This is a genomic window from Streptomyces sp. JJ36, from assembly GCF_021696945.1.
Lineage (GTDB): Bacteria > Actinomycetota > Actinomycetes > Streptomycetales > Streptomycetaceae > Streptomyces.
Map to the genome: position 1 here is coordinate 12019 of NZ_JACYHE010000065.1, position 22670 is coordinate 34688.

The following is a 22670-nucleotide window of genomic DNA, read 5'->3' on the forward strand; positions in this document are numbered from 1 at the left end:
CGGTCCCGCCGTCGGCGGGCGCCCCGCGCCCGGGCAGCGGGCCCGGGCCGCGAGCGGGCTCTGCTCCGGCCTCTGGTCCCGGGCCCGGGTCGCGGTGCGGGGCCGCCGGGCGGCGGGTGGCACTGCGGGCACCGGCACGGAACCGTGCCCGCCGCGGGGCGCCGTCAGCCGTCCCGCGGCAGGGAGGCCGTCAGCCGCCGATCGCGGCGGCCACGGCCACGACGACGAGCAGCAGCACCAGGCTGCCGCTCACGATGCGCATCCGGGTCTTGGTGTTCACGCCCCCACGGTAGCGGGAACGGTCAGCCGGGCAGCGGCCAGGCCGTCACCGTCTCGTAGTGGGGCTGCGCGCCGGGCACCCCGGCCGCCGGCGGGTTGCTGCGCACCAGCGCCAGCTCGTGCGCCGTCCAGGGCCCGCCGGCGAAGCCACCGAGCGCCGTGACGTACGGGCGCAGGTCGACGGGGCGGCCGCGACGGGCCCGCGCGAGGGTGAGGTGGGCGTGGAACCGGCGCCCCTCCTCCGTCCGCAGGCCGCAGCGCCGTCCGGCGGCCTCCGCGGCCTGCGCCAGCCGGTGCAGTTCCGTGCGGTCGCCGTCCGCGCCGGTCCACAGGGTGCGGTCGCCGAACCGGCCTGCGCCCGTCAGGGCGAGCCGGGGCGCACGGGCGCGGGCGGCGGCGCGGGCGAGTCGTTCGCCGAGCTCGGGGAGGGTGTCCCCGCCGACCTCTCCGTAGAAGGCGAGGGTGAGGTGCCAGCTCTCCTGCCCGGTCCAGCGCAACCGGTCGGCGCCGGGCAGGGCGTGCAGCGCACGGACTGCGGCGGCCAGCTCGTCGGCGGCCGGCGCGGGCGGCAGGAGCGCGGCGAAGAGTCTCATGGGGCCAGCCTGCCAGCCTCCCGGGCCCGGCGGCTCAGGCCGCCGGGGTCACCCGCTCGGAGCGGTCCGGTCTCTCCGGCTGCCCGGGCGCCGCGCCGGGCGTCTCCCGGGGCCCGGGCCGGCCGGGGCCGCCGCGCCGGGCGGGTGCGGAACGGCGGGCCGGTACGCGGCCCGGTGCGCCCACCTGGGTACGGGGCGGGCCGGCGGCCTCCACGGCCGTACCGCCCGGAGCCGGGCCGCGGTCGTCGTACCGCTCGCGCGGTACGAAGGCCAGGGCCCGGCGGCCGCGGCGCAGGTCGACGCGGAGCCGCAGCCCGCCGGCGCGGGCGAGCACCAGCCCCACGCCGAGCGCGACCAGTGCGGAGATCAGGCCGCCGGAGAGGAAGCCGGCCCGGGCGCCGTGGGTGTCCGTGATCCAGCCCATGATCGGGCCGCCGATCGGGGTGCCGCCGACGAAGACCATCATGTAGAGGCTCATCACGCGGCCCCGCATGGCCGGGTCGGAGGCGAGCTGGACGCTGGAGTTCGCGGTGACGTTGAAGGACAGCCCCAGCACGCCCAGCGGCACCATCAGCGCCGCGAACAGCCAGAACGACGGGGTGACGGCGGCCGTCATCTCCAGCAGGCCGAAGAGCAGCGCGGCACCGGCCATCAGCCGCAGGCGGGAGGAGGCCCGGCGGGCGGCGAGCAGCGCCCCGGCCACGGAGCCGGCGGCCATCAGCGAGTTCAGCAGGCCGTAGGTGCCCGCGCCCTCCTCGAAGACGCGGTCCGTGAAGGCGGTGAGCCAGATCGGGAAGTTGTAGCCGAAGGTGCCGATGGCCCCGACGAGCACGATCGGCCACATCAGCTCGGGGCGACTGCGGACGTAGGCCAGCCCCTCGCGGAGCTGCCCCTTGCTGCGCGGGGCGCGGTCGGCGGGGTGGAGTTCGGCGGGGCGCATCAGCAGCAGCGCGGTGATCGGGGCGAGGAAGGAGAGCCCGTTCAGCAGGAACGCCCAGCCGCTGCCGACGGCGGTGATGAGCACGCCGGCGATGGCGGGGCCGACCAGCCGGGCGGACTGGAAGTTGGCGGAGTTGAGCGAGACGGCGTTGCTGAGCTGGTGCGGGCCGACCATCTCGGCGACGAAGGTCTGCCGGGTCGGGTTGTCCACCACGGTGGCCAGGCCCAGGGCGAAGGCGAGCAGGTAGACGTGGAGCACGTGGACGTTGCCGCTGAGGGTCAGCACGGCCAGCGCCAGCCCGGTCAGGCCCATCACGGACTGGGTGACCAGCAGCAGCCGCCGCTTGTTGCAGCGGTCGGCGATGACCCCGCCGTAGAGCCCGAAGAGGAGCATGGGCAGGAACTGCAGGGCGGTGGTGATGCCGACGGCGGTCGCCGAGCCGGTGAGGCTGAGCACCAGCCAGTCCTGGGCGATGCGCTGCATCCAGGTGCCGGTGTTGGAGACGACCTGGCCCAGGGCGAAGAGCCGGTAGTTGCGGACCCGCAGGGAGCGGAACATCGAGGCGCGCCCGGAGGCGGGCTCGCGGCCGGTCCCGGTGGCGCCCGGCTCGGCCCGCGGCTCGCCGGAGGGCGGCTCACCGGCGGGCCGCTCACCGGCACGGGGCGCACCGGCGGGCCCGGTGGCGGGTTCGCGGTCCGCCGCGGTCCCGGCGTGCGCGTCGGCCGCCGGCTGCCCGGGGCGGGACTGCTCGGTCGGGGTGTCGGGGGTCGGGGTGTTCTCGGTCGGTGCGGGTGCGGAGTGTTCTCCGTGGCCCGGACTCAAGGAGGGTGCCTCCCTTTCTCGTCACGCTGGTTCGTCACGTGTCACAGGTGCGCGAGCTTCTCCAGGACGGGAGCGGCCTCGCGCAGCTTCGCCCACTCCTCATCGTCGAGCCGGCCCGCGAGCTCCGCCAGCCAGGCGTTCCGCTTGCGGCGACTGGCGGCGAGCATGGACTCGGCCCGTTCGGTCTGGGTGACCACCTTCTGCCGGCGGTCTTCGGGGTGCGGCTCCATGCGGACGAGTTCCTTGCTCTCCAGCATGGCCACGATGCGGGTCATCGACGGCGGCTGGACGTGCTCCCGGCGCGCCAGCTCGCTCGGGGTGGCGGAGCCGCAGCGTGCCAGGGTGCCCAGCACCGACATCTCGGTGGGACTGAGCGACTCGTCGACGCGCTGGTGCCGCAGCCTCCGCGAGAGGCGCATCACGGCGGAGCGGAGTGCGTTCACGGCGGCGTCGTCGGGCGAGGACAGTTCCGGCATGTCATTAGCATAACTCATTACCCGAGCTAACGACTACGGGTGGACGCGGTGACGACCGACACGACCGGTTCACCGGTCTGCTCATCACACGTACGGGTGAGGTAGTACCCCATCCCGTCGCGCCGACCCACCCGCACCCGTGACGGTGGGGTACATGACATCGAAGGTGCTCAGTCTGCGCATGGACAGCGAGCTGTTCGCACGCCTGCACGACCACGCCGCCAAGCGCGGCCTGACCGTGCAGGACTACGTGCTGCGCACGCTCGTACGCGACGACTTCGACCAGCGCTTCCAGGCCGCCGTCGAGGAGACGGAACGCTTCTACGGACGCACCTGACCGCCTGCGCACAGAGCTGAGCCGCCCGCCGCACCGGGCGGGTCACGCCGGGGCCGCCGGCTACGTCACCCCGAGGAGCTGCTCGATCGGGTCGAGCAGGAAGTACACCAGGAAACAGGCCCCGACGACGTTCAGCAGCCACGGCACGTCGCGGAACCGGCCGGTCGCCGCCCGCAGCAGGATGAAGGCCAGCACCCCGATGCCGATGCCGTTGGTGATGCTGTAGGTGAAGGGCATCGACACCATGGTCAGAAAGGCCGGGATGCCCACGGTCGGGTCCGCCCAGTCGATCTCGCGGACGTTCGACGCCATGATCAGGAAGCCGACCACCACCAGCGCGGGCGTCGCCGCCTGCGAGGGCACCACGGTGGCCAGCGGCGTGAAGACCAGCGCCAGCAGGAAGAGCCCTCCGGTCACCAGGTTGGCCAGTCCGGTACGGGCCCCCTCGCCGACGCCGGCCGTGGACTCCACGAAACAGGTGTTGGCCGAGCAGGAGCCGAAGCCGCCGCCCGCGACCGCCGCGCCGTCCACCATGAGGATGCGGCCCATGCCGGGAAGCTGCCCGTTCTCGTCGGTGAGCCGGGACTCCTCGCCGACGCCGATGATCGTGCCCATGGCGTCGAAGAAGCCGGAGAGCAGCACGGTGAAGACGAAGAGACAGCCGGTCAGCACGCCGACCTCGGAGAAGCCGCCGAAGAGGCTGACGTCCCCGATCAGGCCGAAGTCCGGGCTGCTCACCACGCTGTCCGGCAGCTCCGGGACCGCCAGGCCCCAGGCGGCGTCCGGGACCTCCGCCAGCGCGTTCACCACGACGGCGACCACGGTCAGGGCGACGATGCCGATCAGGATCGCCCCGCGCGTCTTCCGCACCACCAGCACGAACATCAGCGCGAGCCCGAGCACGAAGATCAGCACCGGCCAGCCCTGGAGCTGGCCGCCCTGACCGAGGCCGAGCGGCACGGTGGTGCCGGCGGCGTCCGGGTTCCGGGTGACGAAGCCCGAGTCGACCAGGCCGATCAGGGTGATGAAGAGGCCGATGCCGATGGCGATGGAGCGGCGCAGGCCGTTCGGGATGGCGTCCATCACCCGCTGCCGCAGCCCGGAGGCGACCAGGATCATCAGCACCAGGCCCGCCAGCACCACCATGCCCATCGCGTCCGGCCAGCTCATCTGCGGTGCGAGCTGGAGGGAGACCACGGCGTTGATGCCGAGGCCGGCGGCGAGAGCGATCGGCACGTTGCCGATCACCCCCATGAGCAGGGTGGTGAGCCCGGCCATCAACGCGGTGGCGGTGACGAGCTGGGTGTTGTCGAGCTGCTGGCCGAACTTGTCCTCACCGGCGCCGAGAATGATCGGGTTCAGCACGATGATGTAGGCCATCGCGAAGAAGGTGGCCAGACCGCCGCGGGCTTCCCGGGCGAGGGTGGAGCCGCGCTCGGAGATCCGGAAGAACCTGTCCAGGGAACTCTGGGGACGGCCGGAGGGCTCCGGGGGCCGAGCGGCGGTGCCGACCGGGGTGCTGGTGGCCGAACGGGGCATGCGGGACCTCTGTGGGGCTGCGGAGAGTGCTTCTGGAGGTTCCGACGAAAGATTCCGGCCGGATCCAGACCGTTTCAGTATGAACAAACGAACGAGCAGATGGCCAATCTCCGCGCGTAGACATGACGGACCCCACGCGGCCCGCCACGTGCTCGCACTGCCGCAGGCCCGCGTGCCTCAGCCGCGGTCCGCGCCGTCCGCAGAACCCGCGGAACCCCCGTCCGCGGGGCCGCCGTCCCCCTCGTCCCGCGTACGAACGCCCGCCCCGCGGCGCAGCGACGCCTCCCGGCGTCGCACGTACCAGAGGCCCACCAGCCCCAGCCCGGCCCCGGCCGCGCAGGTCCAGATCCACCAGGCGTGGCCATGGTCGTCGTACCAGCCGTAGAAGGGGAGCTGTGCGAGGAACAGCACGAGCCAGACCAGCGTGCCCGTGACGACCGTCGCGACGACGTTGCCCTCGAGCGGCTCCGGCGCCTCGCGCTCACCGTCGGTCCACCTGGTCATCAGGCCCATCGGTGCGACTCCTCCCCGGTCCTGTCCCCTCGCGGGGCCGCGCCCCGTACGGGAGCGCCTGTCCGCCAGCGTATCCGCCCTCCTGGGCGGGCCCGGGCAGCCCCCGGACGCCTCCCCCCCACGTCGCCTCCTCGTGGGGTGATCTCCGCACGCGGTCCGGGAAATCCCCGTACCTTCGGACCCATGACGCATGGGGCGCCAGGTGCGCAGGGGGCGGAGGGCGGCGCCGCCGGGGGAGACGCGGCGAGGCCCGGCAGCACGCGGGGAGACGGAACGAGGCCCGGCAGCACGCGGGGAGACGGCAGCACGACGGCCCAGCGCGGGGCCGACGACGGCGCGCCCACCGTCGTGGCCGTGCGCCGGGCGGGCCTGAGCGCCGCCGAGGTCGCGGAGCGCGTCGCCCGCGGGGACGTCAACGACGTCCCGGTCCGCAGCAGCCGCAGCGCCGCCGACATCGTGCGCGCGAACGTCTTCACCCGCTTCAACGCCCTCATCGGCGTGCTCTTCCTGATCATCCTGCTCGTCGGCCCGATCCAGGACGGCCTCTTCGGCTTCGTGATCCTCGCCAACACCGGCATCGGCATCGTCCAGGAGCTGCGCGCCAAGCGCACCCTGGACAGCCTCGCGGTGATCGGCGAGTCCCGGCCGGCCGTCCGGCGCGACGGGCGCGCCGTGGAACTGCCCACCTCCGGCATCGTCCTGGACGACCTCCTCGAGCTCGGCCCCGGCGACAAGGTCGTGGTCGACGGCGAGGTGGTCGAGGCCGCGGGGCTGGAGGTCGACGAGTCGCTGCTCACCGGCGAGGCCGACCCGGTCCTCAAGCGGCCGGGAGACCCGGTGCTGTCCGGCAGCTTCGTCGTGGCCGGCACCGGCGCCTTCACCGCCACCCGGGTCGGCCGCGAGGCCTACGCCGCCCAGCTCGCCGAGGAGGCGTCCCGCTTCACCCTCGTCCACTCCGAGCTGCGCAACGGCATCAGCCGCATCCTGAAGTACGTCACCTGGATGATGGTCCCGACGGCGGTCGGCCTGATCCTCAGCCAGCTCTACGTGGAGAGCCGGGACGTCGACGAGGCCGTACGCCGCATGGTGGGCGGCATCGTGCCGATGGTGCCGGAGGGCCTGGTCCTGCTCACCTCGATCGCCTTCGCCATCGGCGTCATCCGGCTCGGCCGCAAGCAGTGCCTCGTGCAGGAGCTGCCCGCCATCGAGGGCCTGGCCCGGGTCGACGTCGTCTGCCTGGACAAGACCGGCACCCTCACCGAAGGCGGGATGGACGTCACCGAGCTGCGCCTGCTCGACGGCGCCGACCCGGCGCACACCCGCCGCGTCCTCGGCGCCCTCGGCGCGGCCGACCCGCGGCCCAACGCCAGCCTCCAGGCCGTCAAGGACGCCTACCCCGCCCCCGCGGAGGACGGCTGGCACTGCACCGGCACACTCCCCTTCTCCTCCGCCCGCAAGTACGGCGGCGCCGCCTTCACCGAGCCGGACGGCACGCGCGGCACCTGGCTGATGGGCGCCCCCGACATCCTGCTGCCGGCCGGGGACCCGCTGCTCGCCGGCATCGACGACCTCAACGCGCAGGGCCTGCGCGTGCTCCTGCTGGCCCGCACGGACGCCCCGCTCGGCGCCCCGGCCCCCGAGGCGGACACGGACGGCCGCGGGAGCGGCCACCGCGGGGGAAGCGGCGACCGCGGTACGGACAGCGACCGTGGTACGGGCACGGACGCGGACGGCGGGACGGCGGAGGGCACGCGTCCCGTCGCCCTCGTCGTGCTGGAGCAGCGGCTCCGGCCCGACGCCCCGGACACCCTGGCCTACTTCGCCGACCAGCGCGTCGACGCCAAGGTCATCTCCGGCGACAACGCCGTCTCCGTCGGCGCCGTCGCCGGCAAGCTCGGCCTGCCGGGCGCCGGGACGCCCGTGGACGCCCGCCGCCTCCCGCAGGAACCGGAGGCGATGGCGCACGCCCTCGAGGACGGCGCGGTCTTCGGCCGCGTCACCCCGCAGCAGAAGCGGGACATGGTCGGCGCGCTCCAGTCCCGCGGCCACAACGTCGCGATGACCGGCGACGGCGTCAACGACGTGCTCGCCCTCAAGGACGCCGACATCGGCGTCTCCATGGGCTCCGGCTCGGAGGCCACCAAGGCGGTGGCGCAGATCGTGCTGCTGAACAACAGCTTCGCCACCCTCCCCTCGGTGGTCGCCGAGGGCCGCCGCGTCATCGGCAACATCGAGCGGGTCGCGACGCTCTTCCTCACCAAGACCGTCTACTCGGTGCTGCTCGCCCTGCTGGTGATCTGCTGGCAGCTCCCCTATCCCTTCCTGCCCCGCCACCTCACCCTGCTCGGCTCGCTGACCATCGGGGTCCCGGCCTTCTTCCTGGCTCTGGCCCCCAACAAGGAGCGCGCCCGGCCGCACTTCGTGCGGCGCGTGATGCGGTACGCCGTCCCTTCCGGGCTGCTGGCGGCGACGGCGACCTTCGTGACGTACCTGCTGGCCCGTGCGCACTACGGCGGCGCGCAGGCGCTGCGCGCGGAGACCAGCGCGGCGACGCTGACGCTCTTCCTCGTGGCCCTGTGGATCCTGGCGATCGTGGCGCGCCCCTACACCTGGTGGCGCATCGGGCTGGTGCTGACGATGGGGCTCGGCTTCCTCGTCGTGCTGGCCACGCCTCTGCTGCAGGACTTCTTCCAGCTCCGGCTGGTCGGCACCACGATGCCGTGGACGGCGGTCGGCGTGGCGGCCGCGACGGCGGTGCTGCTGGAGATCGCCTGGCGGGCGGTGAGGCGCCGGCTCGCCGCCGAGGAGGCGGCCGAGGCGGCGCGACCTGGTTCCGCCGGGGCCGTGGGGTGAGTGCGGCCGTGCTCGGCGTTCGCTGACTGCGGTCGCTCACCCCGCTCGGGCGCATGCCTCCGCCTCTGCCAGGTACCGCGCCACCGGGCCCAGGGTCAGCATTCCGCCGGCGGCGCCGGCGTGTTCTGCCCAGGCGTCACGCAGGACAGCCTCAGCGTGCGCGGCGATTCCGCGCTCGCCGAGGCGCACGGCGGCACGGGCGGTCAGGCACCACAGGGCCTCCTGCATGTGATCACGCGGTGGTTCGGGCGCCGCAGCGAGGGCGGTACGGGCCTGCTCGCCCCGGCCCTGGGCGAGCAGCACGAGGGGGCGCGTCCAGGGCCCGTACGGGCCCCAGTCGAGGTGCGGGTCGGTGGGCGCGGGCCGGTCGTGCAGCAGGCGCAGTCCCAGGAGGGCGAGCGGGAACAGGCCGCGGTGCAGCCCCGGCATTCCGGCCGTCCGGAGGGCCTCCTCGGCAGCGCGGTACTGCGCTGCCGCCGTGGCGGCGGTCGGTCCCCCGGGTTCAGCGCTGCGGGCGGCCGTGGCCCGGGCCCTGAACCACCCGGTGAGGACGGGGACGAGGGGCGCCTCGGTCGTGGCGGCGAGCTGGTCGGCTGCATCGGCATGCGAGGTCGCGGCGTCGAGGTCGCCGAGGGCCGAGGCCGATTGCAGGCGGACGAGTCGGCCGAGTACGGCGAAGTGCGGCAGCTCGTGTCGGGTGGACAGGTCGAGGATCTCGGCGCCGGTCCTGTCCCGTGCCGCCGCGAGGCCGGGGCTGCTGAAGGACTGCAGGAACACCCCGTTGAGGGCGAAGGCCAGCAGGGCGGGATCGGACAGGCCCCGTGCCAGCTCCTCGGCCTGACGCGCCGCCTGCTGCGCGTGCTCCAGCCCGGTCCCGGACAGATCGGCGCTGCGGCTCTCGACGGCGACCGTGGCCAGGAGGCGGGCGCGCAGGTCGGCGGGGCCGTCCGGGCCGAGCCCGGTGAGCGTGCGCTCGGCAGCCGCGACGACGGCGCGGGACTGCCCGGGGTCGTCGGCCCGGCTCCAGATGGCGGGCACGTCGTAGGCGCCGATGATCCGGGCGGTCAGGGAGAGGTCCCCCGTGCGTTCCGCCGCGCGGATGGCGGCGAGGCGGTCGCGCCGCGAGCGGACGAGGGCGTCGCCGCCCGCCAGCGCGAGGGTGCGGGCCAGGTCCACGGTGATGCGCGGGCCGAGCCGGACACCAGGGCCGGTCCACGCGGTACATGCTCCTTCGGGGGGCACGGACCCGTTGAGGATCTCCGTCTCCAGGCGCTGAAGGTCGTCACCGGGGTCGAGTCCGAGTCGGTCGACGAGCATCGCGCGGGCACGCCGGAGGGTGGCGAGAGCGTCGGCCCGGCGGCCCGCGCGGTACAGCGCGCGGGCAAGCAGCCCCCAGGCCGGCTCGCGCCACGGGTGTTCGGCGACATGGGCACCCAGTTCGACGACGAGCTCGGCCCCTTCCCCGGAGTCGAGGAGGATGCGGGCGCGCAGTTCCACCCCCTCCGACCTCGACTCCTCCAGCCGGGTCCGTTCGCGCTGCGCCCATGCGGAGCCGGTCACATCGGCGTAGGCGGGTCCGCGCCAGGCCGCGAGTGCCGCGCCGAGGTCGGTCACCGCGTCGGGGGTGCGGCGGGCTCGGGCCAGGGTGTCCTGGAACCGGTGGACGTCCACGTCCTCGCGCGGCAGGTGCAGCGCGTAGCCGGGACCTTCGGTGACGAGGACGCGCGGCGGATCGCGGGGCGGCCGGCCGGGTTCGAGGGCGCGGCGCAGCGCGGCGACGAACGTACGCAGAGCACCCACGGCGCGGGCAGGCGGATCGGTCCACAGGTCATCGACAAGGGTGTCGGTGGTGACCATCCGTCCCTCGGCGGCGACGAGCCGGGCGAGTACCTCGCGGTGGCGGGGCCCGCCCAGGTCGACCGGGCTGCCGTCGTCGCGGAGGGCACGCACCACACCGAGCACGTCGATTCGCATGCCCCCATTCTCCGTGCCAGGGGCCGGCTGCGCCCGACCGTACTGATCGGCTGCTGATCGCCCTCGCCCAAGCTGATCCGGTCACGTCCCCGACCCGCAAGGGTGGTCCCTCATGACGCTCACCATTCCCGGCTTCGATCACCTCCGCCTGCCCGGTGCGGACGGTGTGGAGCTGGCTGCAGCTGTCGGCGGCAGCGGCAGCCCGGTCGTGCTGTTGCACGGGTTTCCCCAGACCCACCTGATGTGGCGACACGTCGCCGAGCGACTCGCCGGCGAGCACACGGTGATCTGTCCTGACCTGCGGGGCTACGGCGCCAGCGACAAGCCGGCGGCCACCGGACCCGAGGTGTACGCCAAGCGCACCATGGCCGCCGACGTCGTGACCCTGGCGGCGGCGCTCGGCCACGAGCGCTTCGCCCTCGTCGGCCACGACCGAGGCGCCCTGGTCGCCTTCCGGGCGGGGTTGGACCACCCTGAGACCCTCACGCACCTGGGCATCCTCGACATCGTGCCGACGCTCGACATGTGGAACGTCCTGCGGGGCACCTCGGCGGCGGTCGGCTACCACCTCTTCCTGATGGCGCAGCCGCCGGGCCTGCCGGAGACGATGATCGCAGGCAGCGCGGACGCGTTCTTCGGCTCGTTCCTCGACGCCTGGGCCGACGACCCGGCCGCCATGCCCGAGGAGGTACGTGCCGCATACCTGCGCGCCAGCGCCGCGGCGGTGACGTCGATCGTCGCGGACTACCGGGCCTCGGCGGACATCGACGTCATGCACGACCAAGCGGACCTGGACGCCGGGTCGCAGCTGGCCATGCCCGTGACGGTCGTCCAGCAGGACTGGGGCGCGCAGCTCGGCTACGACGCCGCCGGGGTGTGGAAGGCGTGGGCTTCGGATCTGGACCACCGGCTGACCCGCGCCGGGCACTTCATGGCCGAAGAGGCACCCGACGAGATCGCGGACGCGATCCAAAGCCTGCTGGCCCGCTGAGCCTCCCGTTCTCGACGCGCCGGCTGGGCCGCCGTCGGCGCGGGTCCCGGCCGGGGCCGCCGGCCGTGACGTCGAACGGGTGGCGGCCCGGGTGAGGTGCCGGTCCGCCTAGCGCAGCACCACCGCAGCCCCTCACCCGCGGGCCGCGCGACGCACCGCGCGGACCCGGCGGGCGACGCGGCCGACCTGCGGGTAGCGGCGGAGGATGCGGGTACGGGCACCCGTGCCGCCGCCCGGAAGGACGAGCGAGGTGAGGCGGCGGCGCCGGAAGTAGCGCCGGGTGTCCGCGTTGAGGTTCCGGGAGAGCCAGGCGGAGACCTCCGTGCGCAGCCGCGGGTAGAGCGCGGCCTGCATGCAGAAGCCGACGGCGCGCACCAGCCCGGTGACCTCCTCCGGGTCCGGGTCCGGCACCGCCTCCGGGGCGTCCTCGACGGCCGGCACCACGGCGTCCACCAGCGTCACCGGCACCCGGTTGCTGTTCTCGTACGGGGTGAGGCGGTCCAGCAGCAGGCCGGTGCCGACCCGGGCGATGGGGATGCCGTAGTACGTGGCCGCGGTGAGCAGCGCCGTGGAGAAGCAGCCGACGACGAGGCGCGGGCGGCAACGCGCGTACACCGCCTCGGCGAGCACCGGGCTGTCCAGCACGTGCAGCCGGACGCCGCTGTCGGCGGCGGCCTTCTCCAGGGCCTGCGAGTAGCGGGCGGGCGCCGAGGGGTGCGGCTTGAAGGCGACGATCTCGTGCCCGGCCGCCGCCGCGCCGCGCAGCATGCGGGCGTGCAGTTCCTCCTCCTCGTCGGGCTCGAGGATGCCGAGGGCGGCGAGGTACTGCCCGAGCAGTACGGCGGTGGGCCCGGCCGCGGCGAGGCGGTCGAGGGCCGGGTCGTCGCCGGCGGCCGCACCGAGTTCGCCGAGGACGGCGGTGAAGGCGTCGTCCGGCACGGTCTCCGCCTCGACCCCGTGCTCGGTGAGCAGCATCGGGCGCAGCCCGCGTACGAGGTCGAGGTGGAGGAGGCGCTGGATGCGGCTGGCGGTGCTCCGCGGCAGCCGGTTGCGGGTGGGGCCGTAGCTCATCAGGCCGTCGGCGTAGACGTGCAGTGTGGCGGTGGCGAAGAGGCCGCTGAGCGCCTTGCCGGGGCCTGCGTGGATGGACTCGACGGCGAGTTCGAGGGGTGCGTCGCCCAGTTTCCAGGCGTGCCGGAAGGCCCGCTCCCACAGCGGTACGTCCTCGCCGCGGGGCGCCCAGCCGCTGGGGTGGTGGGGGCGGATGGCCGCGTTCCAGTCGACGACCTCGTCGAAGCGGTCGCGCAGCGCCGCGAAGCCGTTCATGTCGGTGAAGGGCGTGGAGGTCTCGGGCACGGCGGCGTTGTTGGTCGCCACGAGGATGCGCCGCGTGCCCTCGCGCGGGCCGAACTGCCCGGCGTCCAGGGCGGCGGCGAGCGTCGCGGCGCCGTAGAGGGTGGAGGCCTCGAAGAGCTGCACGCCGTCCACGGTCTGCGCGCCGTCCACGGTCTGCGCGTCCGCGGCGGCGGACTGCGGGAAGGGCTCGGGCACGGTCAGGCCGCCTTTCGTCCGGTGCGGGCGGGGCGTATGCGCGGCGTGGCGCGCTCGCCGCGGTGCAGCCTGCGCAGGACGTGGGCGCGTTCGGCGTCCAGCGCGGCGAGGGTGTCGCGCAGCACGTCCTGCGGCATGCGGTGCAGCGCTTCGGTGGAGCGGCGCTGGAGTTCGCGGGCGACGGCGTCCTCGTAGCGGCCGGAGTGGGCCGCGTGGAAGGCGATCATCGCGCAGTAGGTCCGGACGAGCTTGGGCAGGAAGCGGTCGGCCTCCCGGTCCGCGGTGACCTCGTCGAGGAGGGTGTCGTACGCGGGCAGGAAGTCGAGCTGGCGGTCGTCGCCGATCTGGGTGAGGGAGGTGGTGACACCGCGCCGGTAGAAGACGCCGAGCAGGTCGGTGGCGGCGACGGTGCGGGCGGCGAGGTGCAGCCGCCAGATGAAGAGCCGGTCCTCGGCGGTGCGGAGGTTCACGGCGAACCGCAGCTGCGGGTCCTGGAAGAGGCTGGTGCGGTAGACGCCGGCCCAGACGAACGGGTAGTCGACCATGGTCTCCGCGTCGGGCGGCGCGATGACGTCCCGCGGGTTCAGCGGGACGCCGCGTCGGGGCGCCATGGGGCGCCGTATGACGCGCTTGGTGCCGGTGCTCTGCACGTGGTCGGTGCGGAGGAAGTCGCAGTCGATCCGCTCCATCTCGGCGACGAGGGCGTCGAGATGGCCGGGGGCGTACCAGTCGTCGCCGTCCAGGAAGGTCAGGTGGTCGCCCCGGGCCTCGGCGATCCCGGTGTTGCGGGCCTGGGCTATGCCCCGGTTCTGTTCGTGCCGTATGAGGCGGGCGTTGGGGAGCCGGTCCTGCCAGGCGTCGAGGATCTCCCCCGTCGCGTCGGTGGAGCAGTCGTCGACGAGGAGGAACTCGGTGTGCTTCCCCGCGTTGCGCGCGAGGCTGCGCAGGGTGTCGGAGGCGTACTCCTGAACGTTGTGGAACGGGACGATGACGCTGAGTTTCGGCACGAGGCGGTCCAGGCGCAGAACGGTACGGATCGGGACGGTCGGCGGCCGCGAGGTGACTGGCCCGGATGGCACCGCGCGCTGCGGCCTGCTGTTCAGCGTAGGTCGCGGGCAGGAGGGCGACGAGGGGTCACCTTGACGGAAGGGTGAACGCCACGTTAACGGCAGGGTCGCGATCAGGACGAAGCGGGAGAGTTGCCCTCAACATCGGTGAAATGTTTGTGAGTCATATCACAACCCTCCCGTCCGGGCCGGGCAGGTGCCGTCACTCGTGCCAGCGGGCGCGGGCGAGCTCGGCCGCCCGCGAGGGGTCCTCCAGCAGGGCCGCCGTCTCGAAGCGGCGCGCCCAGCGGCCCGCCGCCCAGGCGAGGCCGGCGGCCAGACCCTCCAGGGTGGCCGCGTGCAGCGTGCCGTCCGGCGTGCGCCGCCAGTCCGCCTCCACGCCGTCGACGTACAGTTCGTCGTGCTCGACATAGCGCTCCGGCGCCCCCGGCAGCAGCTCCCGTACGGCCTCCGGCACCGACCGCTCCGTGCCCGCGTCGCCGGACACCTCGCCCGGCAGCGCCTCGCCGAGCCGCGGCACGTCCAGCACCGCCGCCAGCGCGGCGGCCAGGGCGGGCCGTACGGGCAGCAGCGGCCGGTCGCCCGCGAGCCGCACCAGGTCGGGGGCGTCCGCGACGACCGCCTCGGTGGCGTCCACCACCCGCGTCCGGTCGCCGGTGACGGCCCGCAGCTCGTCCGGGAGCGTGATCTCCTCCGGGTCCAGCTCGGCCAGCAGGCTGTAGAGCCCGTGGAGCTGCCCGGGCTCGACGGGCGACTCCGGGTCGGCGAGCCGGGCCAGCAGCTCGGCGGCGCCGCCCGGTTCACCGAGCAGGGCCGCCGCCGACGTACGGACGCCCAGCGCCCGCAGCACCTGCTCGTCCGGGCCGCCGCCGGGCGCGGTGAGGGCGGAGGCGTCCGCCTCCTCGTAGAGCCCGTCGAGCAGCGGGTCGGCGCCGGCCGCGCGCAGCCCGGCGGGGCGGCGGCCGTCCAGCACCGGGTGGCCGCGCAGCCACCAGGCGGTGTAGGGCCGCACGGTCTCCGTCCCGCCGTCCGGCAGCAGCACCCGCACCGGCTGGGTGAGGGCGTCGCGCAGCGGCGGCCGGGAGAGCATCGCCAGGGCCTGCGGCCACTTGTCGTCGTCGACCAGGTCGAGGTCGCGGACGGCGACCAGTTCGGCGGCGACCGGCGGCACCGGGGTCTCGGGCAGGGCGTCCAGGGCGTCCTCGCACCAGACGTCGACCGCGTCCAGCAGGCCGGTGTCGTCGGGTTCCGCGAAGTCGCCCTCGCGCGGCTCCACCAGTTCGTCCGGGTCGAGCACCACGTCGGTGGCGCGGACCAGCGCGAAACCGGCGAGCACACCTGCCGCGGTGAGGGGCTGCTCGCCCCAGCGGGACACGAGCCCGGCGTCACAGGCGGGCAGTTCGCCCTCGCGGATCACCTCGGCGAACGGACTGCCGGGGAGGACGAGCTCGCCCGCCGGGGCGAGTTCGCCCTCCTCGTCGGGGAGGGCGAGGGCGCCCAGCCACGGCTCGTCGCCGGGGCCGAGCCCGGCCTCGCCGACGAGGGTGAGGACGGTCTCCGCCAGCTCCTCCGGGGCGAGGGTGCCGTCGTCCTCGTCCCATGTCTCCTCCGCGTCCAGCGAGGCGGCGACGGCGGCCCGCACCTGCGGGGTGGTGAGCACGGCGCGCGGCGTGGCGGGGGTGGCGCCCAGCTTCTCCAGCAGCGGGTGGACGGCGTCCGGATGGGCGACCTTGAGCCCCAGCCGGGCGAGGATGCGGTGCCGCTCGGCGGCCTCCGGGCCCTCCCCGGGCGCGGGCAGCAGCACGTGCCGGGGGCCGACGACCGTCCGCCCGTCGGCCAGCGGCACCGGCAGGCCGGTGAGGCGGTCCGGGTCCACGCCGGCCAGCGCGTCGTAGAGCCGCCGCCACCAGGCCGCCTCCCGCTCCACGCCGGCCAGCCGGTCGATCGCCTCACCCAGCGGCACCCGTGCGACCTCCAGCGCGCGCAGCTCGGCGCGGCGCTCCAGCCCGGCGGGCAGCAGGGAGGGGAAGAGCTCGGCGAGGACCCGTACGGTCTCCGCACCGGCGCCCTCGACCAGCTCGGCGTCCCGCGGGCGCAGCGCGACGGCCTCCGCGTCCGGGCCCTCGCCGCCCTCCTCCTCGGGTGCGGCCGCCGCGCTCGGCAGGAACGGCACCCGGGGCAGCCGCTCCAGCAGCAGCCGGCGCAGTTCCCCGTCGAGCTCGGAACGGCCGAGCGGGCCGGGGACCAGGTCGACGGTGCCGTAGCCGGGCGGCTCCCAGTCGCGCAGCAGCTCGGTGTAGGTCTCGGCGGCGCGTTCCAGCAGGAAGTCGGCGAGCGGGCCGAGGGCGACATGGCGCCGGGTGGGTTCCAGCGGGAAGGAGGCGACCAGCAGCGCGGGCACGCCCAGCGGCTCGTCGGTGGGGGTGGGGGCGTGCACCACGGGCGCGGTGGACGGGCGTACCGGGGCGCCCTCGGCGTCCACCGGGACCGCCCAGGTCACCGACCACCAGGGGCGCAGCCGCTCCTCCACGGGCCGGTCGGCGAAGAGCTCCGCGGCAGCGCGACCACCGGCGGCGGCGACCCGCCACCGGGTGGTGTGGTGGCGTACGGCCCCCTCGGGGTGGGCGGGCGCCGGGGCCCCGGGATGGGAGCCGGCCGCCGCGGGGGCGGTGGCGTCGTCGATGACGGTGTGCCGGCCCTCGGCGCGGCGGGTGAGGGTGCGGACGGACTCCGGGGTGTCGAGCACCACCTCGGTGAGTCCGGGCAGGGTGAGCAGCAGCGCGTCGTCCACCGCGGCCAGCAGCCGGTCCGCCAGCTCCTGGGCGGCGCCGTCGCGCAGCGGCAGCACGACGGCGGTGTCGTAGCCCTCGGGCGGGGCGCCCTCGGCGGACAGCGGGAGCCGCAGCAGCGGTACGTGCCCCTCCCGGCGGCGTACCTCCTCCAGGAGGGCGGGCGCCGGGTGGTCCGGGCGGGCGGCGGCCTCCCGCACCAGCTCCCGGGCCTCGGCCAGCGACCAGCGGACACCGCCGGTGCGGCTGAGCACGGCGGGCTCGTCGGTGACCGCGAGGACGGCGGAGAAGCCGACGCCGAAGCGGCCCACGGGGGCGTCCGGCCCCTCGGCGGCCGTGCCCGCGGCGCTCTCGTCGCGCTTGGCGGAGGCCCGCAGGGTGGAGAGCGACTCGACGCCGGCCTCGTCCAGCGGGGCGCCGGTGTTGGCGGCGACCAGCACGCCGTCGCGCAGTACCAGGCGGACCCGGCCGGGCACGCCGGCGCGGGCCGCGGCGTCGGCGGCGTTCTGCGCCAGTTCGACGACCAGCCGGTCGCGATAGCCGCCGAGGGCGAGGTCCTGCTCGGCGTTGGCGTCCTCACGGAACCGGGCCGGCGAGGCCGCCCATGCGTCCAGCACGCCGTGCCGCAGACGCGCGGTCCCGAACGGGTCCTCGCCGGACCCCTGCCGCACCATCACCGTGCCGCCGCTGCTCACGCCGCGTCTCCTCCTCGCCGTCGTGGCCGCACCCGGGGGATGCGGGCCGTGCCAACCGCCCTGGCGTGACGGTACGGCATCCGGGTTGCCGCAGCGCGCCGGGCACACACGAGGGGCGTGGGTACGCCGGGCGGACGGGAGGGGCGCATGGGGTGCGGGCCGCGCACGGGCGCCGGGGACCGTGAGGGCTCGGGCCCGGCGGGGCAGGGCGGGGGCGCCGGACGCGCGGGCGCAGGCCCGGCAGCGCGGTCCCGGCCCGGACGCTCCGGCCGCGCGTCACGGCGGGCTCGTCCCGTGTCACCCCCGCCGGCTGCGGCACCGGACCGGGTACTGACCGGGCCGATCGGGGGGCCGCCACCTGGCCGCCCGCGGGGCACCGGGACGCCCGCACGGGCGGGCGGGCCCGGCGGATACGCTGAGCCGTCGTGCCCGAACTGGAGTTCTTCCTCGTCGCCGGCCTCACCGTGCTGGCCGGCTCGGTGGTGCAGAGCGGCCTGGGGCTCGGCCTGGGGCTGGTCGCCGCGCCGGTGCTGGTCGTCCTGGAGCCCGCGCTGATGCCCGGCGCCCTGCTGACCGCCACCGTGGTGCTGCCGCTGCTCACCGTGTGCGCGGAGTGGCGGCACATCGACTGGCACGGCCTGGCCTGGGGGCTGCCCGCCCGGATACCGGGCGCGGCGCTCGGCGCCTGGCTGGTCGGGGTGCTGGAGCCACGCGTGCTCGGGGCCGCGGTGGGGACCACGGTGCTGCTGGCGGTGGGACTCTCGCTGCGGGTCCGCCGCCGGTTCACGGTGACCCCGGCCGCGCTGCTCACCGCCGGCACGGCCGCCGGGGTCACCGGCACCCTCACCTCCATCGCCGGCCCCCCGCTGGCCCTGCTGTACCAGCACGAGCCCGCCGCCCGGGTGCGTGGCACCCTGGGCGGCTTCTTCTTCGCGGGCACGCTGATCTCGCTGGCCGTGCTGGGCGTGGCCGGGCGCCTCACCGGGGTGCAGGTCCAGGTGGGGCTGCTGCTGGTGCCCGCCGTGCTCGCGGGCTACCTGCTGGGCCGCCCGCTCCGCCGCCGCTTCGACTCCCGCGGCGTGCGCCTGGCCCTGCTCGGCGTCATCGCCTGCTCCGGTGCCGCCCTGCTCGTCCGCTCCCTGGCGTGAGCCCGCTCAGCACCGCGCCGGCCCCCCGGCCCGGGCGGTGGTGCGTTCCGCGGCGAAGACGTCCTCCAGGCGGTAGAGGAGCGCCCGCCCCTGGCGCCCGGCCGGGGCGAGGCGGCCGAGCTGCACCCATTTCCGTACGGTCGCCGGGGCGACCCCCGCCTCGCGGGCCGCGATGGCTCCGGTGACCAGCATCAGCGGTCCCCCTCCCCGGCGGGCGCGGCGGGGAGCGCGTGCTCCGGCCAGACGTGCCGGTGGGCGGGCTCGGTGAAGCAGTCGCAGCCGGGGTCGTCGCAGCGGCAGCCGGGGTTGATGCACATCACCAGGGCGCGTTCCGGCAGCGCGCGCAGCGAGACGGAGGCGCACCAGGGGCAGCGTCCCGCCACCGGCGCCATCGGTTCGGTGTCGCCGAGCGTACGGGCGCAGCGGCGGGCCATCCGCCGGGCCTCGGCGTGGACGTGCTCGGCGAGCACCGGGTGTGCGGCGGTCCGGTCGAGCAGGGCGAGGAGGCGGTCGAGGCGTTCCGGGACGGGGGCCTGCCGGGGGCGGCCGAGGCCGAGCCGGTCGCGGACGGCCTCCTCGAGCTCGACGACGCCGTCGGTGACGTCCCGCAGCGCGTCGGAGACGTGCAGCCGCAGCGGGGCCGTGCGGCGGTCGGGGGTGGCCGGGCCGGGGGCGCGGCGCGGGGCGCCGGGCGAGCGGCCGCCGGGGGCGAGCTCGGTGAGGAGTTCCGGGTACTGGCGGCGCAGCGCGCCGAGCCAGCGGGCGGCCTCCCGTACGGCCTCGGCGGAGGCGGCGGGGACGGCGTTGGGGGCGGGTGCGGTCCGGGGGTCCGTCCGGTCGCCGGTGCGGTCGCCGGTACGCGGGGCGGTGCGGTGGTGCCGGGTCCTCATGCGGCCTCGGTCTCCTTCAGCAGGCGCAGGGTGACGGGGCGGCCGTTGCGCCAGAGGCGGCCGGCGCTGACCCCGTCGAACCAGCTCTCGGCGGGGGCGACGGTCTCCTCGCAGCGCTGCTGCACGGGGCAGCGGAGGCAGGCGCGCAGGGCGGGCAGGGCGTCGCGCTCCCGGCGGGCGAAGACGGTGCGGGCGGGGAGGCCGCGGCAGGCGGCGGCGTGCTGCCAGGGTGCGGGCTCCCGGGGTGGCAGGAGGGTGACGGGACGGGGTGGGTAGGGCTTCACGACGCCTCCGGGACGGTGGATCGGACGGGGCAAAGTAAGTTGCGTACTCGCACGATCACACATTGCGCGTGCGCGCGCAATGGCTTTGCGCGGCACCTCCGCGAGTTCGTTACGATTTCGCACGAGAACGCACGCAACAAAGTGCTTGCGAGCGCGCTATGCTGCCGTCCTCAGGAAGGGGAGCTGGGCGGACTGATGGCAGGCGCAGAGGAACTCGAGAGCTTCGCGGCATGGATCGAGGGCGTGATCCGCGACCGCGGCTATGACATCGACAGCCCGCGCGGCGGCGGCAAGTCGCAGCTCGCGGACGCCGCGGGCGTGCACCGCGCCGCGGTCACCCGGCTGCTGCAACGGCAGAGCATGCCGGACCTGGAGACCATGCGGCGGCTCGCCCGGGTGCTGCGGGTGCCGATACGGGACATGCTGATCCGCTCGGGCCAGCTCAGCCCGGAGGAGCTGCCGGTCCCGGAGGGCGCCGCGACCCCCGCCTCCGGCACGGGCGACGAGGAGGACGGCGGTCCGGGCCCGCAGGGCCCGCCGCTCAGCCTGGAACGGGCCGCCACCCTGCTGGGCGTGTCCGAGGAGCAGCGGGAGATGTTCATCCGCGTCGCCGGCCAGTTCCTGCCGCCCGGCGGAGCGGAGGCGGACCGGCACGCCCGCTGACCGCGGGACCGCCCGGCTCCGCCGGCCGTCCCGCGCCCCCGCCGTGCCCGGGCTCTCCCCCGCCCGCCCGCGCGCGTCACGGCCCGCACCGCCCGTTTCCCGGCGACACACCGAGCCACCTGCGCTGACCCACCGCTTACGATGGCATGCGGCCGGGTGGGCACGGAGGCCAACACACCGGTCCCATCTGGTAGTTCCTGGGCACCCCCCACCCCGGGAGAGAAAGACCGCCGGAACGGGGAGACCGCGTGCATGACCGGGCCGACGCCGGGCAACAGGAGTTCGACGAGGAGCTGCGCCAACTGCTCGAGGCCCTGGGTGAGCTGACCCGCACCCACCACCCGGCCGAACTGGTCGCCCTCACCCGTGAGCAACTCCGCACCACGGAGATGCGGGCCTACGCCAAGGGCTGGCAGGATGCCGAGGAGACGCTGCGCCCGGCGCTGGAGCGGGCCCGCGCCGTACTGGCCCGGCGGCTGCGCCTGGTGCACTCCGCCGACGGGCCGGACCGGCCGTCGCGCCCCGCGGACATCCTGCACTTCCCGCGCCGCGGCGCCGGGGAGGAGGACGCCGTGACCGGTGCCGACCCGGAGCCGGACGGCCCCGGCGCCCCGGAGGAGCCGGACCGGGAGACCGCCGCGGCCCCGGGAGAGCGGGACGCCTCCGCGGACGGAGCGGTCCGTACGGAGCCCGGAGCGGACCGTACGGACCGCGGAGCCGGCGGTGCGGAGGCCGCCGCACGGCCCGTACGCCGCCCCGGCCCCCGGGAGCGGCCGGCGCAGCCCGGTGAACCCCCGCCGGAGCAGCCCCCGCGGCCCGCCTTCGACCGCAAGAACCCGCACTCCCGCTCCCCCACCATCCCGCCGCTCCGCCGGAACCCGCCGCGCCCGCGGCGCGGTGCGGGCGGCCGGGAGGAAGCGGGCGAGCGCGGCGAGGAGCATGCCGGGGAGCAGCCAGCCGAGGAGCCCGGACCGGAGCGGCCGGAGCCCCGGAAGAGCTGCGGTCACGAGTAGTTAGTTGCGCGCCCGCACGTTGTGCGTCACACTTGGGGACAGCGGCGGAGCTGTGCCCACCTGCCGGTGGGCGCGGCTCCGCCGCTGCGTTGTGCGCCCTCCCGCCACGGAGGGCCGTTCCCTGCGTGGAAGGAGGAACCCCGTGTGACCGGACCCGTTCTCACGTTCCCGGACGCCGAGCGGCTGGTCGTGGACTACCTGACCGACCGTCCGGAGATGACCGGGATCACCGTCGACGACGTGCCCCCCGACGGCTTCGACGGGACCCAGCGCGTGGTGCTGGTGTCCCGGGTCGGCGGTGCCTGGTTCGACGACGAGCATGTGGACCGCCCGCTGCTGGAGCTGGAGGTCTACGGCCCCGACAAGGCCACGGCCCACACCGACTCGCTGTCGATGCGGACCGCCCTGGTACAGCTCCGCGGTGTCACCTACGGCACCGCGACCGTCACCGACGTGGTGGAGGCGGACGCCGTCCGCTGGCTGCCGGACTGGAACCGCCCGGCCGCCAACCGCTACCTGACGACGGTCCAGCTCTCGCTGACGCCCGTCGGCTGACCCCCCCGATCCCCGAGGCCCCGCCGCCGGCGGGGCCTTTCGCATGGGCGCGGACGCCACGGCTCCGCGCCCGCGTCGTATCCCGAGAAGGAGTACGTACATGGCTTCCCTGAACCCGAACCAGATCCGCGTCGCCGGCAACGGCCGCATCCTCGTCGCCCCGGTCGGCACCGCCGCACCGACGGACACCACCGTGGACTGGGGCACCGAGTGGCACGAGCTGGGCTACACCGGCTCCGACGGCGTGAAGTTCGGCCGCAAGGAGAAGGTCACCCACGTCGACACCTGGCAGTCCGTCGGCCCGGCCCGCTTCATCTACGCGGACCGCGACCTGACGGTGAAGTTCGACATGCTCCAGTTCAACTCCGACACCCTGCCGCTGTACTTCGGCGGCGGGGCCGTCACCGAGACGGCGACCGGCTCCGGCGTCTACACCTACGACGTCGCCGCCGACCCGGGCCCGGACGAGCGGATGCTCGGCCTGGAGTTCAACGACGGCACGGACGTCGTCTACCGCTTCATCGTGCACCGCGGCCAGGTCACCGAGACCGACGAGGTCGAGATGAACCGCAAGGGCTCGCTGAAGCTGGGCGTCACCTTCATGGCGGTCGGCCGCGACCCGGGCACCCCGCTCGCCACCTGGATCATGGCGGACCCGTCCTTCGCCTGATCCCTCCGGCCGTACGGCCACCCCGGCC

At 75.3% G+C, this 22670-nt stretch carries 20 protein-coding genes; 8 read left to right on the plus strand and 12 right to left on the minus strand.

What is annotated here, in order from left to right:
- Positions 1 to 302: 302 nt before the first annotated feature.
- The 3 genes from thpR to HOY81_RS20890 form a co-directional block, all read right to left on the minus strand.
- Complete coding sequence (gene thpR / locus HOY81_RS20880) at positions 303 to 872, minus strand: RNA 2',3'-cyclic phosphodiesterase (RefSeq protein ID WP_237322013.1); 570 nt, start codon at positions 870 to 872, stop codon at positions 303 to 305.
- Positions 873 to 906: 34 nt separating this feature from the next.
- Positions 907 to 2370 (minus strand): MFS transporter, encoded by a 1464-nt coding sequence (locus tag HOY81_RS20885; protein WP_306423526.1) that lies wholly within the window; start codon positions 2368 to 2370, stop codon positions 907 to 909.
- A 305-nt stretch (positions 2371 to 2675) separates the two neighbouring features.
- Positions 2676 to 3110, minus strand: coding sequence for a MarR family winged helix-turn-helix transcriptional regulator (locus HOY81_RS20890; RefSeq protein WP_237322015.1), 435 nt, complete (start codon positions 3108 to 3110; stop codon positions 2676 to 2678).
- Between the two features lie 154 nt (positions 3111 to 3264).
- Between HOY81_RS20890 and HOY81_RS20895 the strand changes: the two genes are divergently transcribed.
- Positions 3265 to 3447 carry a ribbon-helix-helix protein, CopG family gene (locus tag HOY81_RS20895; RefSeq protein WP_237322016.1) on the plus strand — a complete coding sequence of 61 codons (183 nt, stop codon included), beginning with the start codon at positions 3265 to 3267 and terminating at the stop codon, positions 3445 to 3447.
- Between the two features lie 60 nt (positions 3448 to 3507).
- Here the strand turns inward: HOY81_RS20895 and HOY81_RS20900 are convergent, their stop codons facing one another.
- Positions 3508 to 4986 carry an NCS2 family permease gene (locus HOY81_RS20900; protein WP_237322017.1) on the minus strand — a complete coding sequence of 493 codons (1479 nt, stop codon included), beginning with the start codon at positions 4984 to 4986 and terminating at the stop codon, positions 3508 to 3510.
- A gap of 177 nt (positions 4987 to 5163) precedes the next feature.
- Positions 5164 to 5499, minus strand: coding sequence for a DUF2530 domain-containing protein (locus HOY81_RS20905; protein WP_306423525.1), 336 nt, complete (start codon positions 5497 to 5499; stop codon positions 5164 to 5166).
- Positions 5500 to 5847: 348 nt separating this feature from the next.
- On the opposite strand from HOY81_RS20905, the gene HOY81_RS20910 reads away from it, so the two are divergent.
- Entirely contained in the window at positions 5848 to 8352 is a 2505-nt protein-coding gene (locus HOY81_RS20910; protein WP_237322030.1) for an HAD-IC family P-type ATPase, read from the plus strand.
- Positions 8353 to 8388: 36 nt separating this feature from the next.
- Here HOY81_RS20910 and HOY81_RS20915 read toward each other — a convergent pair whose 3' ends face one another.
- The gene (locus HOY81_RS20915; protein ID WP_237322019.1) at positions 8389 to 10326 is read right to left on the minus strand and encodes an AfsR/SARP family transcriptional regulator; all 1938 of its coding nucleotides are present in this window, start codon (positions 10324 to 10326) and stop codon (positions 8389 to 8391) included.
- 112 nt (positions 10327 to 10438) lie between these two features.
- On the opposite strand from HOY81_RS20915, the gene HOY81_RS20920 reads away from it, so the two are divergent.
- Complete coding sequence (locus tag HOY81_RS20920) at positions 10439 to 11317, plus strand: alpha/beta fold hydrolase (protein WP_237322020.1); 879 nt, start codon at positions 10439 to 10441, stop codon at positions 11315 to 11317.
- 132 nt (positions 11318 to 11449) lie between these two features.
- Here the strand turns inward: HOY81_RS20920 and HOY81_RS20925 are convergent, their stop codons facing one another.
- The 3 genes from HOY81_RS20925 to HOY81_RS20935 form a co-directional block, all read right to left on the minus strand.
- Entirely contained in the window at positions 11450 to 12823 is a 1374-nt protein-coding gene (locus HOY81_RS20925; RefSeq protein WP_237322031.1) for an alpha-2,8-polysialyltransferase family protein, read from the minus strand.
- 47 nt (positions 12824 to 12870) lie between these two features.
- Positions 12871 to 13875, minus strand: a complete 1005-nt coding sequence (locus tag HOY81_RS20930) for a glycosyltransferase family 2 protein (protein WP_237322021.1) — start codon at positions 13873 to 13875, stop codon at positions 12871 to 12873.
- Positions 13876 to 14137: 262 nt separating this feature from the next.
- The gene (locus HOY81_RS20935; RefSeq protein WP_237322032.1) at positions 14138 to 17398 is read right to left on the minus strand and encodes a sacsin N-terminal ATP-binding-like domain-containing protein; all 3261 of its coding nucleotides are present in this window, start codon (positions 17396 to 17398) and stop codon (positions 14138 to 14140) included.
- Positions 17399 to 17844: 446 nt separating this feature from the next.
- On the opposite strand from HOY81_RS20935, the gene HOY81_RS20940 reads away from it, so the two are divergent.
- Positions 17845 to 18567, plus strand: a complete 723-nt coding sequence (locus HOY81_RS20940) for a sulfite exporter TauE/SafE family protein (RefSeq protein WP_237322022.1) — start codon at positions 17845 to 17847, stop codon at positions 18565 to 18567.
- 6 nt (positions 18568 to 18573) lie between these two features.
- On the opposite strand, the gene HOY81_RS20945 is transcribed toward HOY81_RS20940, so the two are convergent.
- From HOY81_RS20945 to HOY81_RS20955, 3 genes are read right to left on the minus strand one after another with little or no spacing between them, the layout of a single operon-like run.
- The gene (locus HOY81_RS20945; RefSeq protein ID WP_237322023.1) at positions 18574 to 18759 is read right to left on the minus strand and encodes a helix-turn-helix domain-containing protein; all 186 of its coding nucleotides are present in this window, start codon (positions 18757 to 18759) and stop codon (positions 18574 to 18576) included.
- Complete coding sequence (locus HOY81_RS20950) at positions 18759 to 19457, minus strand: hypothetical protein (protein ID WP_237322024.1); 699 nt, start codon at positions 19455 to 19457, stop codon at positions 18759 to 18761. The genes HOY81_RS20945 and HOY81_RS20950 overlap by 1 nt, the downstream gene beginning before the upstream one ends.
- On the minus strand, positions 19454 to 19741 hold the full coding sequence (locus tag HOY81_RS20955; RefSeq protein ID WP_237322025.1) for a WhiB family transcriptional regulator: 288 nt from the start codon (positions 19739 to 19741) through the stop codon (positions 19454 to 19456). Before HOY81_RS20955 ends, HOY81_RS20950 begins: the two co-directional genes overlap by 4 nt.
- A 195-nt stretch (positions 19742 to 19936) precedes the next feature.
- On the opposite strand from HOY81_RS20955, the gene HOY81_RS20960 reads away from it, so the two are divergent.
- The 4 genes from HOY81_RS20960 to HOY81_RS20975 all read left to right on the plus strand — a co-directional run bounded on the left by HOY81_RS20960 (position 19937) and on the right by HOY81_RS20975 (position 22642).
- Entirely contained in the window at positions 19937 to 20404 is a 468-nt protein-coding gene (locus tag HOY81_RS20960; protein WP_237322026.1) for a helix-turn-helix transcriptional regulator, read from the plus strand.
- A gap of 248 nt (positions 20405 to 20652) precedes the next feature.
- Positions 20653 to 21417 carry a hypothetical protein gene (locus HOY81_RS20965; RefSeq protein WP_237322027.1) on the plus strand — a complete coding sequence of 255 codons (765 nt, stop codon included), beginning with the start codon at positions 20653 to 20655 and terminating at the stop codon, positions 21415 to 21417.
- A 144-nt stretch (positions 21418 to 21561) separates the two neighbouring features.
- Positions 21562 to 21972 carry a hypothetical protein gene (locus HOY81_RS20970; protein ID WP_237322028.1) on the plus strand — a complete coding sequence of 137 codons (411 nt, stop codon included), beginning with the start codon at positions 21562 to 21564 and terminating at the stop codon, positions 21970 to 21972.
- 100 nt (positions 21973 to 22072) lie between these two features.
- The gene (locus HOY81_RS20975; RefSeq protein WP_237322029.1) at positions 22073 to 22642 is read left to right on the plus strand and encodes a phage tail protein; all 570 of its coding nucleotides are present in this window, start codon (positions 22073 to 22075) and stop codon (positions 22640 to 22642) included.
- The last annotated feature ends 28 nt before the right edge of the window (positions 22643 to 22670 follow it).